This is a genomic window from Acinetobacter sp. YH12136, assembly GCF_013418545.1.
Classification (GTDB): Bacteria; Pseudomonadota; Gammaproteobacteria; order Pseudomonadales; family Moraxellaceae; genus Acinetobacter; species Acinetobacter towneri.
In genome coordinates this window covers 27,843-40,267 of sequence record NZ_VPBV01000012.1, presented here as the reverse complement: position 1 = coordinate 40,267, position 12,425 = coordinate 27,843, and the positions used below count along the sequence as shown (strand labels likewise).

Annotated in this window: 16 protein-coding genes; all 16 read right to left on the bottom strand. The window is 41.5% G+C overall.

From position 1 onward, the window contains the following. Positions 1-27: 27 nt before the first annotated feature. The gene (gspK, locus tag FTU71_RS07220; protein ID WP_179993843.1) at positions 28-1,011 is read right to left on the bottom strand and encodes a type II secretion system minor pseudopilin GspK; all 984 of its coding nucleotides are present in this window, start codon (positions 1,009-1,011) and stop codon (positions 28-30) included. A 13-nt stretch (positions 1,012-1,024) separates the two neighbouring features. Then, entirely contained in the window at positions 1,025-1,648 is a 624-nt protein-coding gene (gene gspJ, locus FTU71_RS07215) for a type II secretion system minor pseudopilin GspJ (RefSeq protein WP_178318415.1), read from the bottom strand. Beyond that, the gene (gspI, locus tag FTU71_RS07210; protein WP_004976793.1) at positions 1,645-2,025 is read right to left on the bottom strand and encodes a type II secretion system minor pseudopilin GspI; all 381 of its coding nucleotides are present in this window, start codon (positions 2,023-2,025) and stop codon (positions 1,645-1,647) included. Before gspI ends, gspJ begins: the two co-directional genes overlap by 4 nt. After that, complete coding sequence (locus FTU71_RS07205; RefSeq protein WP_180005929.1) at positions 2,015-2,566, bottom strand: Tfp pilus assembly protein FimT/FimU; 552 nt, start codon at positions 2,564-2,566, stop codon at positions 2,015-2,017. The genes gspI and FTU71_RS07205 overlap by 11 nt, the downstream gene beginning before the upstream one ends. 6 nt (positions 2,567-2,572) lie before the next feature. Beyond that, a complete protein-coding gene (locus FTU71_RS07200) occupies positions 2,573-3,187 on the bottom strand; it encodes a TetR/AcrR family transcriptional regulator (RefSeq protein ID WP_179993840.1) in 615 nt (204 codons plus the stop codon). Positions 3,188-3,284: 97 nt separating this feature from the next. Beyond that, entirely contained in the window at positions 3,285-4,058 is a 774-nt protein-coding gene (locus FTU71_RS07195; RefSeq protein WP_179993838.1) for a TatD family hydrolase, read from the bottom strand. A 24-nt stretch (positions 4,059-4,082) separates the two neighbouring features. Further along, positions 4,083-4,424, bottom strand: a complete 342-nt coding sequence (locus FTU71_RS07190; protein ID WP_179993836.1) for a PilZ domain-containing protein — start codon at positions 4,422-4,424, stop codon at positions 4,083-4,085. A 10-nt stretch (positions 4,425-4,434) separates the two neighbouring features. Beyond that, positions 4,435-5,424 (bottom strand): DNA polymerase III subunit delta' C-terminal domain-containing protein, encoded by a 990-nt coding sequence (locus FTU71_RS07185; RefSeq protein ID WP_179993825.1) that lies wholly within the window; start codon positions 5,422-5,424, stop codon positions 4,435-4,437. Between the two features lie 14 nt (positions 5,425-5,438). Beyond that, positions 5,439-6,200 carry a 3-deoxy-manno-octulosonate cytidylyltransferase gene (gene kdsB, locus FTU71_RS07180; protein WP_179993823.1) on the bottom strand — a complete coding sequence of 254 codons (762 nt, stop codon included), beginning with the start codon at positions 6,198-6,200 and terminating at the stop codon, positions 5,439-5,441. Then, positions 6,197-7,213, bottom strand: a complete 1,017-nt coding sequence (lpxK, locus tag FTU71_RS07175; RefSeq protein ID WP_179993821.1) for a tetraacyldisaccharide 4'-kinase — start codon at positions 7,211-7,213, stop codon at positions 6,197-6,199. Before lpxK ends, kdsB begins: the two co-directional genes overlap by 4 nt. A 3-nt stretch (positions 7,214-7,216) precedes the next feature. Continuing rightward, entirely contained in the window at positions 7,217-8,944 is a 1,728-nt protein-coding gene (gene msbA / locus FTU71_RS07170; protein ID WP_179993819.1) for a lipid A export permease/ATP-binding protein MsbA, read from the bottom strand. Next, positions 8,944-9,366 carry a biopolymer transporter ExbD gene (locus FTU71_RS07165; protein WP_004976812.1) on the bottom strand — a complete coding sequence of 141 codons (423 nt, stop codon included), beginning with the start codon at positions 9,364-9,366 and terminating at the stop codon, positions 8,944-8,946. Before FTU71_RS07165 ends, msbA begins: the two co-directional genes overlap by 1 nt. 9 nt (positions 9,367-9,375) lie before the next feature. Beyond that, positions 9,376-10,023 carry a MotA/TolQ/ExbB proton channel family protein gene (locus FTU71_RS07160; protein WP_004976814.1) on the bottom strand — a complete coding sequence of 216 codons (648 nt, stop codon included), beginning with the start codon at positions 10,021-10,023 and terminating at the stop codon, positions 9,376-9,378. 31 nt (positions 10,024-10,054) lie between these two features. After that, the gene (locus FTU71_RS07155; protein WP_131261484.1) at positions 10,055-10,942 is read right to left on the bottom strand and encodes a ParB/RepB/Spo0J family partition protein; all 888 of its coding nucleotides are present in this window, start codon (positions 10,940-10,942) and stop codon (positions 10,055-10,057) included. Further along, positions 10,939-11,721 (bottom strand): ParA family protein, encoded by a 783-nt coding sequence (locus FTU71_RS07150; RefSeq protein ID WP_096901175.1) that lies wholly within the window; start codon positions 11,719-11,721, stop codon positions 10,939-10,941. The genes FTU71_RS07155 and FTU71_RS07150 overlap by 4 nt, the downstream gene beginning before the upstream one ends. A 22-nt stretch (positions 11,722-11,743) precedes the next feature. Further along, positions 11,744-12,376 carry a 16S rRNA (guanine(527)-N(7))-methyltransferase RsmG gene (gene rsmG / locus FTU71_RS07145; RefSeq protein WP_131261485.1) on the bottom strand — a complete coding sequence of 211 codons (633 nt, stop codon included), beginning with the start codon at positions 12,374-12,376 and terminating at the stop codon, positions 11,744-11,746. Between the last annotated feature and the right edge of the window lie 49 nt (positions 12,377-12,425).

The window sequence follows — 12,425 nt, the reverse complement described above, 5'->3', positions numbered from 1 at the left end:
CAACTAAGTCAAGGTTAATGCTAATACTTAAAATGGCGCCAGACTTCGTCCACTGACATTGACAGATTTTTCGCTACGCACCAAATCACTGCTAAATTGACGTTTGCGCTCGCCCAATACCACTTCAATTTTGGCTTTAAAATAATGGGATTGCACACCCAATAAACTTGTAAATTCATTGCGTATCGCGCTATCGACAGCTTGAAAGCCATCTAACTCCCACAAAGCATTTACATTGCTAAAGTGCTCTAAATTGGCATTACGACGATCAAGTAGATTTTGCACAGCAACCACATCCAATTTTTCATCAAAGCTCGCCAAAACTAAAGCAGGTGCGGTATTAATATTGATAGTGGTATCTCGTTTTGGCAAGGCACTCACATAAGGCGCAATTTGCTGATACTTCGTACCTTCAAAACCACGGACTTGTTTTAATTCTTCTGCGCTGTGAAATAAGCTATTGGGCGGTAAATAAGGAATTGCTAAACCTTGGTAATAACTCGACTCTGCACCCATTGCACCACTCGGCTCATCATCTGCATCTTGCCAGTCAATCACGGCTTCACTTAATTGAGCAGGTAGCCCAACACGCTGCAACAGCTTTTCAAAATATTTTTTTGCTTTTTCGTTCACTTGATCTTCGGTTGTCAGCAAACTATTTAAATTAAATTTCCCCGACTCATCTTGCAATACGCCCGATACATAACCATCTTCGACTGGAAATGGCGGCATCGGTTTTGCCCAGTTCTCTTGTAAATGATCAACTTGACCAGCATTTTCAGCATCATCTTGCAGTAATTCTGCAAAAAATACTTCGGCACTTTTGGCATATAACAATGCCTGATTTTGACGCATCAAATACGCGGTATTTTCACTGGTGTACATTTGCCGCTTGGCAATGGTCGCTGCCAAAATCGTAGCTAAGGCAACCAACATCAAAATCGTAATCAAGGCGATGCCTTGTTGTGATTTGATGATGCTACCTAAGCGCTGAGTCGATTTTGAATACATTGCCACTGTGCCTTTAATTGTCTTTCTTCTTTAAAAAATCAGTCTGCAATAAGCTAAATATCCATTCGTATTGCACGTCACGCACGGTTAAATTTATTTTTATTCCTTTCGGGAGTAGCCTTAATTGTTCAGTTTGCTGAGGATCAATATTGCTTTCAGGCCAACTACTTAATTCATTTGGATTCAATACCATAATCTCAAAGGCTTCAACTTCATCCAACATCACGCTCGACTCAGGCTGATCATTGCCCGTTTGATGCAAATTACGATATTTTAAACGATACAATTTTTTTTCATCGGCACGATATTGATATTCTACGCGCTCATGGGGTGAAATACCCTGCTGCAAGGGATCGGTCACACCAGTTTTACTGAAATTAAAACGTCCATTTTGTAAAACCAAAGCAGGTTGTTGCTGCCCTTTGACATTGGCCGTTAATGGAACAGCCTGCATCGTGTCACGTAATATTTGTTGATAGCTTTCTTGCAACTGCTCTAAATTGGCTTCATGCATCGCATTGCGATCTTTGACTTTGGCGAGATAATCAAATACTTTCCAACCCAAAGCAGACAGCACTGCAAAAATTGCAATAGCGACTAGCAACTCAACTAAAGTGAAGCCTTTCTTTGTACTCATGATTGCTGCTCACGGGCATTAAAAAACACCAAAGAAGTCACTCCTGCTTCAACTTGTCCTGTGTCTTGATTATATAAACTGATTTGAAGATCGACACGTTGCACATTCGGACTAATGGTTGGCTGTGTGGACTTGTCAATTTGCCATGTTTCGCCCTGTTGTGTCACTTGCTTTGACTCTGTTCCACTTAACCATTGCCGATTCATTTCCATCAAAGCCACTTCATTCAAAGCCACAAATTGTGCTTTGGTTCTTAAAATTGCATTGGCGGTGGATTGGGTATATTGCATCGCCACTTTGGTCATTGCCATAGCTGCTGTTGCAAAAATTGCCAAAGCCACCATAACTTCAAGTAGTGTAAATCCTTTAGCTTTCATGGATTTTTCCTAAATGATCGACCTCTATTTCCGCACCTACAGGACGCTGTTCTAAATAGAACTGAATACGCACAGGTTTGGCTTCACCATTGCCCAGCCAAATCAGTGCGGGTGCATTACCTTGCAGCAACTCACTGTTGTTAGCATTCGGATAGCTTTGTTCTAAAGATAAAATTTGGATAGAAACTTGTTCAGGCAACGTTCTGCTTTTAAATTCGCCATAGTTTTGCCATTTTTGATTATTTTGCAGGCTTAATTGTTGTTCTGTGGCATAAGGCTGATATTCCAACACATCATAACGCGCAGCTGAAACATCGGTTGCTTGATGCAAATTGAGTGCAAAAATACGCGCTTGATCATTGGCTTCACGATTCAGTGTACGCAAATCCAATAAAAACACTTCCCGCGCCTGCATGGCTTTACGCTGATCAACACCACCGATATTCATTAAAACCAGCGATGCCATAATCGCCATAATGACTATCACCACCATCAATTCAATGAGCGTAAAACCGCGAACCGAAGATAGTGGTGTGTTCATAGCGTATTAATTCAATTGCTCGAAAGATTGTGCTTGTTTGGGCATCGCCAACGCTTGATCGATATAGGCCACACGTAAAGTATCCCGCGAACCTAAATAACGCTGATAGAAACTTGAGTTTAAAATGGCTGCAGCACCATGCGTCAATGCCCAAATGGAAGCCAAATAATCACGTACTTCCATGTGACTATGAATAGATTCTAAATATTGTTCAGTCATACGGATAATGATGCGTAATCGGCTTTTACGGACTTGATACAGCTCACTGAACAACAATCCAATTCCGACACCTGTGGTAGAAAGACGTTCTTCGATTTGATGAAAAAGCACAGTGCGCTCAGGATGATGCAAGTGATGCAGCATAAAAAATGCTAAATGTTCTGGAAACTGCTTTTCAGCATCTTTAATCATTTCTAGCAACATGCGCTCATTACGAATAATGAGCAACATATACAACTCATCTTTACTTTGAAAGTGTTTATATAGAGTCCCTTTGGCCAAATCCAGTTCTGCTGCCAAAGCATCAAGGGTCATTCCTGCTTCACCATTTTCCAAAAGCAATTGCTCTGCTACTTGGAAAATTAACGTTTCTCTTGCTCGAAACTGAGCCTGACGATCCATCTTCACCCGATAAACTCTCTTTTCACTATTCTATCAATTAAAATTTTTCATATCTCACGTGGACATGCGCCACATTTACACACATCCAGCGTGTAAATTAATGTCCTTTGAGCAGGTTTTCAAAGTTTTGTGTTGTTATGAAAGCCATTTCCTCTAAGGACTTATCATATACATCACTTAGGGCTTTGGCTACATACGGAACGTATTTTGGCTCATTTGTCTTACCGCGATATGGCACAGGTGCCAAATATGGGCTGTCTGTTTCAATAAGCACACGATCTAAAGGCACTTGTTTGGCCACATCACGTAAATCTTGTGCATTTTTAAAAGAAACAATGCCCGAAAATGACACATAATAACCGCAATCTAGCACCGCTTTGGCTGTTGCCCAATCTTCAGTAAAGCAATGCAAAACGCCATGGGTCGATTTTTCAGCACGGATAATATCCACCGTATCTTGCTTGGCAGCGCGGGTATGCACTACAACTGGTTTCTTCACAGCTTGCGAGGCATGAATATGGCGCGCAAAACAGGCTTTTTGCTCCGCAACAAAATCGGTACTGTGAAAATAGTCTAGACCTGTTTCGCCCAAAGCCCAGACTTTGTCTGCTTGTGCCAAAGCTATCAGTTGCTCTGTGGTAGCTCGTGCCATATTTTCTGCATTTTCACAGGGATGTACCCCAACGCTATAACCTACATCAGCATGACGAGCTGCAATTGCAGCCAAGACGATATGATCGTCTAACTCAACCGAGATACCCATTATTTTAGAGACACCTGCGAGACGTGCCTGTGCAATTGCTGCATCTAAGTCACCATCATAAGGGCTTAAATCCAACATGGTTAAATGACAATGTGTATCTACAAACACGATTTTTTCCTAAAAGCAAACTACCTACATAGTGTAACTTGTACGGTTGTCAGACTTAAGCCCCGCAAGGATTCTTTCAGCTTCTGATTTGTAATAAACACCTTTTTCACCACTGAGCTGAATACCAAAGCCCTGCAATTTGATACCATTTTGCTTTTGGGAAATCCAAATCACTTTGCCTGTTAGGGGAATTTTTTGTGATTGCTCAGGTAAAGTCGCGAGTACAAAAATTTCTTCGCCCATTTTTACAGGTTGTTTTGAGGGTACAAATAAGCCACCGCCTACAACGTATGGCATATAACTTAAATATAGCGTTTCGACATCAGGAATATTGGCCTGAATAATACCACCCATACGTGGTTGCATGATGTTCCCCTTAAATATTCATTAACTTAATGCATAATTGATCAAGCACCAAATTACTTTGCACGTTTTGCTCAAGCATTGGCTTGGCTTGCTGTAATTCTGCATATAAGCCAAATAAACTTTCCAAGTCATATTGTTCAGCCAAATGCTGCAAAGCGGTGCTTAAATCCAAATTTTTAATGCTTTGATTTAGCTTGACACAAATTAAATCACACAACAAGTATTCAAACATCTGACTAAAATCAGTAAAGCTCAGCGCTTTGTTCCATTTTGTTGCAATTGCCATTGGCATATTCTTTTGAGTGACCAATCGATACCAGTCTTTAAGAAAATCTGTACGTTGCTCAAGCCATGCCGCCTCTGCCAACACTAAAGCCTGCAATGGCATGTGGTTGGACAGATTCATCAACAATTTTTGCTTAGTTACATCCAAATCAGGTAAATGCTGCTGCAAATATGCTGTGGCTTGCACTGAATCAATACGGTCTAAAGCAAAATGCTGTAAACGACTGCGAATGGTTGCAGGTAATTTAAGATAATGATCTGCCAGCAAAATAATCACGATGCGATCACCCGGTTCTTCGAGGGTTTTCAGCAAGGCATTGGAAGATGCAATATTTAAGGCTTCGGCAGGTTCAATCACAATTACCCGCCAACCATCTACCGTTTGTTGGACAAAAGGTAATATATCACGGATCTTCTCGATCTTAATTTTCGCGTTTTGTTTTTTATTCTCTTCATCGGTGCTGATATAGACATAATTTGGATGTGTATCTGATTTTAGCCACTGACAACTACTACATTCACCACAAGGCTGTGATTGCACATCACGCTGCTGGCACAAAATCCAAGCCACAAATTGTTGTGCAAAGGCTTCTTTACCACAACCCTGCTTACCAAAAAATAATAAACCATGCCCCATTTGGGGAAATCGACCAGTCAGGTTTTCCCAAACTTGTTGCTGCCACGGATAAACGTGTCCAATTACATCATGCTGCATGGTGGGCAATTCACTTATTCAAAATGAGCAATATCCATTGCATTTAATCGGTCTAAGTCTGCCTGCGTATCCACGCCAGGTGGTAAATTCGCTTCTGCTACAGCAATAGCAATACGATGGCCATTTTCCAATACACGCAACTGCTCTAAACTTTCCAATTTTTCCAGTGTGCCCATTTCCCAAGTCACATATTCTTGTAACAATGCTACACGGTAAGCATATAAACCTAAATGACGATAGGCATGTGCATGCAATTGAGCTTCCGCTGCTTTTGCACCATCACGGTCATAAGGGATTGTGGCACGACTAAAATACAAAGCCTGATTGTGTTTAGACATGACCACTTTCACAATGCTATCACGAGTGAATTCATCTAGTTGCTGAATCGGCTCACACAGTGTAGACATAGAGCACTCAGGTTGATCTTCAAGTAACTGTGCCACTTGTTGCACCAACTGTGCAGGTAAAAGCGGTTCATCGCCCTGCACATTCACAATAATATCGTTTTCATCCCAACCTTTTATACGTGCCACTTCACTTAAACGGTCTGTACCTGAAGGATGATCTGCCGAGGTCAGCACTACATCAACTCCTTCGGCACGACATAATTCAGCAATACGCGCATCATCGGTCGCCACACACAAGTCATCAAAACCTGACACATTTTTAGCCTGATCGACCACACGTAGAATCATGGCACGACCATGAATTTCCAATAAAGGTTTGCCTGGCAGACGTGAGCTGGCATAACGTGCAGGGATAACAATGTGCTTCATAATGTTCCTTCAGGCAGGTTTAAACCTAATTGTTTCAATTGTTGATGTAAGGTGACATAGCAGGCCGATGACAACACGGCCTCTACAGGCACGACCCAAACTTCACGCTGAAAATCTGGATATTGCTTTAACAACGCCAATAATTTCACTGCATCTTTTTCTGTGGTAATGATCGGTTGCGAGTCTTCAAACTGCAAATCGGTAATTTCATAGTCATGGTGATCTGGAAATTCGTGACATTGAAACTGTGTCACCCCCATCGACTCTAATGTTGTGTAAAACCGTTGGGGAAAGCCAATACCAACCACCGCATAAAAATTTTGGGTCGGGTCAAAAATTAGCTCTTGTTCAGGATGCAACAAATACGGTGCCGCCACAGCGAGATGCATATTTAAGTTCGAGTGCGGTTGTGCTGCATGTTCAATCACAGTAGCATCATCCAAACGCGATTTTGGTTCTCGCAAATAACCTTCAGGCAAAATTTTCTCATTACCTAAACCTCGGTTATTATCTAAAACAATCCATTCCAGTTGACGGTTTAAAGCCAAATGCTGCAAGCCATCATCACTGATAATCAAGTCTAAATCATGCTGTTCAAGCAGTAGCTCAATACTTTTTTGACGGTTTGGCCCTACAGCCATCGGCACACCTGTTGATTGCACAATCAAGGTTGGCTCATCGCCTACCGCCTCAACATCTGCATCAATACCAACATAGGCTGGAAATGGACCTTTGCCGCCATAGCCCCGACTGATCACACCGACACGAATATTTAGGCTTTGCAGATATTTCACCAAGTGAATTAACAAAGGGGTTTTACCGCTTCCGCCAACAGTAATGTTACCAATCACCATGACTGGTACGGGTGCGGTATAAGCCTTTTTAATACCTGAACGATATAAATTTTGATTCAACAAACTCACGCCACGATACAACATCGACAACGGTCTAAGCACAACCAGCCATTTGGCTTGTTTGTGCCAAGCGTCCTGAATGAATTGTGCCAAAGACATGAATTAGTGTTCCTCAAAATTACGTTGATGCAACTGAAAGTATGCACCTTTTCGCATCATAAGCTCTTGATGTGTACCTTGCTCTAGAATTCGTCCCTGATCCATCACCACAATACGGTCAGCATTTTCAATGGTAGATAAACGGTGTGCAATGACAATGGTCGTACGGTCTTGCATGGCTGCATCAAATGCACGCTGAATAAAATATTCAGATTCATTATCTAAAGCACTGGTGGCTTCATCTAAAATTAAAATTGGTGCATTTTTTAAAATAGCACGGGCAATGGCAATACGTTGTCGCTGACCACCTGACAAGTTCAATCCTTGCGCACCCAATGGTGTGTCATAGCCTTGTGGTAAAGCCATAATAAAATCATGTGCATAGGCGGCTTTGGCTGCAGCAATAATGGCATCATCACTAGCACCTTCAAGCTGACCATAGGCAATATTTTCTCGTACCGTGCGGTTAAACAACACCACTTGCTGATTAACCATGGCGATTTGTGAGCGTAGGCTATTTAACTCAATATCACGAATATCTTGCTGATCAAATAAAATTTGCCCTGAGGATGCTTCCTGAAAACGCACCAACAGATTGACCAATGAAGTCTTGCCTGCACCAGAACGCCCCACTAAAGCGACCGTTTCACCTGCTTTGACATCTAGATTAAAGTCATGAATAGCATGATGACCATCTGAGTACACCAAATTGACATTCTTAAACTGTAGGTTGCCCTTTAGGTTTGGCGTGAGCGTGCCCTGATTATCTTCTTCAGACATATCTAGCAGTTCAAATACTGAATGTGCTGCAGCCAAACCGCGCTGTAATTTTTCATTAATATCGGTCAAGGCTTTAATTGGTTTACTGAGCATACCAGCCGCAGTGATATATGCTACAAACTCACCTGCTGAAATATCACGCAAAATTTCAGGTCGTAATGCAATCCAAATAATAATGGCCAATGCAATCGACATAATAAACTGCACAACTGGGCTGTTCAGTTGTTGTACAGCCACCATCTTTAGACCACGACGTAAATTTTCTAAAGAGTTTTCCTTAAAACGGGTTTGTTCATAGCTTTGACCACCAAAGCCTTTCACCACCAAATTGCCATTTACAGTTTCTTGCACCACATGGTTTACATCACCCATGGTGTCTTGTACCTGAATAGACAAACGGCGCATACGTTTTGCTGCTTTACGAATCAGCAAACCAATTAATGGACCAAACACCAAAATACATAAGGTCAAACGCCAGTTGGTGTACAGCAAATACCCCAACAAACCCAAAGTAATTAAACCCTGCTGTACCAAAGTACGCAGGGACTCCGTAGAGGCAGCGGTCAACTGTTCTACGTTATACATAATTTTGGCCGTAATATGCCCACTGGTATTATCTAAGTAATACTGTGCAGGTAAACGCAGCAATTTAGCAAAGACTTCCTGACGGATATTGAATACCAAATTACGTGAAATCACTGCGGTATAGTAACCGCCAATAAAAGTTCCCAAACCACGGAAAAACATCAGTGCAATGACTAATAGCGGAAATAGTGTGGTGAAAGATTGGTCACGCTCCTGAATGGCATTAATAATTTTTTCCAAGAGTTTTGCCACAGATACTTCTGTGGCTGCATTAATGGCGAAACCGATAATCACCAAGATTGCCAAGCCCCAAAATGGGAGCAAATATCTCAGAAGACGGCGATAGACCTGTAAATCCTTCTTCACTAATAACCTCGAGTTGGGACTTTCGTACTGATATTGATGTTGACGAAACCAAGTTGTCCTGCGACATCCATCACTCGAATCACATCTTGATGAGTGGCTTTGGCATCTGCAGCAATGATAAACATTAAATCACGTCGATCTTGAGAAATTTGTTTAATTGCTGTGCTTAAATCTGCCACTTCCTTAGTCGAAAGTGCCTGACCATTGACAGAATAATGCCCTGAAGAATCTACCACGACTTCAATTTTATGTTCATAAGATTTTGGTGGTACGCCTTGCGCATCTGGCAAAGTTAAATTCATACGGCTAAATTGGTTAAATGTGGTCGAAAGCAACAAAAACACCAAGATGAACAGTAAACAGTCAATCATTGGAGTCAGGTTAATATGAATATCTTCAACTTGCGAGCGTTTGAATTTCATAAACTCACCTTAGCTTACTTTTTTCACATCTTGCACATCCGCATCAAGCTGATGAGGTTGACTCTGATGAAATAATCCTGCGTGAAACAAAGTCGCTTGCTGCTCTAACTCAGCAGTATATTCTTGCACCAAACGCTGAAAATAACGATAGGCAAATAAGGCTGGAATTGCAATTAACATACCTGCAGCAGTGGTAATTAAGGCTTTAGAAATCCCTGGAATCATTAAGGTTGGATTACTTGCACCCACATCAATCACTAAAAATGATTCAATAATCCCAAGCACTGTACCCAATAAACCCAATAATGGCGCAACTGCACTGAGCGTACCCAAGAAGTTGATATTTTTTTCTAAATAACCAATTTCTTGTGAAGCTGTCGCTTCCATTTGTGCACGCGCATAGTGTTCTGATTGTTGTTTGTTACGCGCACCCGCCTCAAAAATACGGCCTAATGTACTGTTTTTTAAGTTGGCACTTTGATTCAGTTGTTGCAACACAGTCGCTAAACTTTGCCCGCGGTTGAGCAACAACGCATTGGGCAAAATACCTGCTCTCTTTAAACGCATAAAACGCTCAATGGTAATTGCAACGGTAAATACCGAGCACAATACCAACGGCAGCATCAGCCAGCCACCTGCTTTTACCAATTCCCACATTCGCTTTTCCCCAATAAAATACGAATTAAAATTAATCGGACAGGCAAATATTTAAAATACCATCCAGCTCTTCCAGAGAGTGATAACTGATGGTCAATTTGCCCTTACCTTGCTTGTTATAATCAATTTTAACATCTGCACTAAAACGCTCAGAAAGACGTTGCGTGAGTTGTTGAATATCAGGCGCAATAGCCGTTTTCGGCTTTTCTTGTTTTGGCGCATTAAAGTCACGTACCAACTGTTCGGTTTGACGTACCGATAAATTCTTTTCAATTACATGCTGCGCGACTTTGAGCTGATCTTTAGCTTTCAAAGTTAAAATAGCACGTGCATGACCCATATCTAGCAAGCCTTGCTGCATCAACTCTTTAACAGGCTCAGCCAAAGTGAGTAAACGCAATAAATTACTGACCGTGGTACGTGCTTTACCTACTGTTTCGGCAATTTCTTGATGACTCAAGCCAAACTCATCGTGAAAGCGTTGCAGCGCCATTGCCTGATCAATCGGATTAAGATCTTGGCGCTGAATGTTTTCAATTAATGCCAAAGCAATCGCGACCTGATCGGTCAAATCACGCACAATTGCTGGAATTTCAGTTAAACCAGCCAACTGTGCAGCACGCCAGCGACGTTCACCTGCAATAATTTCATAAGGATGTAGTTCGTCATCAATAGGACGAATCACAATTGGCTGCATTACACCATGTTTTTCAATAGATGCCGCCAGTTCCTGCAAATCTTGTTCTTGAATAAAACGACGCGGTTGATATTCACCACGTTTTAATAAATTGACATCAATTTGTTTGAGCTGACCATGATCTAAAGATTGCACTTCAAGTTGTAATTTTTCTTTCTGGATTGACCCCAATAAGGCATCCAAACCACGACCTTTGGCTAATCCGCGTTTTTTTGTGGTCATGCTTTACTTCCTTTTTTCACTTTGCTTTTTTTCAACATTTCAGCTGCTAAATTCAGGTAGGCAACTGCACCCTTCGAGCTTTTTTCAAAATAAATGACGGGTAAACCGTGTGCAGGTGCTTCTGCCAAGCGTACATTACGCGGAATCACGGTATCGTATAATTTTTTACCAAAATAGTGCGATAATTCTTCAGACACGTCACGGGTTAAGGCATTGCGCGCATCATACATGGTGCGTAATACACCAATAATTTCTAAATCAGGATTGAGTGCTTGTTGAATACGGTCAATGGTTTGCGTCAGGTCAGCCAAACCTTCAAGTGCATAATATTCGCACTGCATTGGAATGATTACACTTTGCACTGCTGCTAAAGCGTTTACTGTAATTAAGCTTAAACTTGGTGCACAGTCGACAATAATATAATCAAAGTCTTTGGCAACTTCTTGCAAGGCATTGCGCAAAATAAACTCACGCCCCTCTTGCTCAGCAATCACCAATTCAACCCCAGCCAAATCACGATTGGCACCCAAAACTTTATAACCAACTTCTGCCTTGCTAATTGCAGTTTCAATCGGCACTTCGCCCAACAATACATCGGTCACTGAATACAGCAAATCATTTTTTTGAATGCCTGAACCCATGGTGGCATTGCCTTGTGAGTCCATATCGACCAATAAAATGCGCTTTTTCAAAACAGCCAAAGATGCTGCCAAATTTACTGCGGTTGTGGTTTTTCCGACACCACCTTTTTGGTTCGCAATCGCAATAATTTGTGCCATGATCACCCCAGTCCTTTGAAAATTAGATACGTTTTAATAAAAGTAAATGACGTTGTTCGTCTAAGCGCGGAACTTTAAGCTCGATAATTTCACAGCTGAATTCATCTTTCAATGCCTCTACTTCATCGGCAGGAATCAAACCTTTCATAGATGCAATAATACTTTGCTCATGCATAAATGGTTTTGACGCGGCTACAAAGTCAGTTAAAGATGCAAAAGCACGACTGGTGATGACATCAAACTGCCCAAGTTCACGAATACTGTCTTCATTTTCAACACGGGTCTGAACTGCCACGACGTTTTTCAGTTTTAAATCGGCAATAAACTGTTTTAAGAAACGAATCTTTTTACCATTCGAGTCCAATAACACGCAATCGCGCTCAGGCTGACACAAGGCAATAATCATGCCCGGCATACCACCGCCAGTACCAATATCCAGTAAACGACCTGCAGGCAAATCTTTGAGGATGCTCAGACTATCTAGCAAATGCTTCACTAGCATTTCTTTCGGGTCACGAATTGCAGTGAGGTTGTACGCTTTGTTCCATAGCACCAAAGCATCTTGGTATTTGAGTAATAAATTTAAAGCCTCATCACTGAGCTCTAAACCTAAAGCCTGACTACCTTGCTTGAGTTCCTGAAAAAACGAATGCATCACAATTCACATCTCGAAAAAGTTAATGGAAGTATACCGATTTATAGTT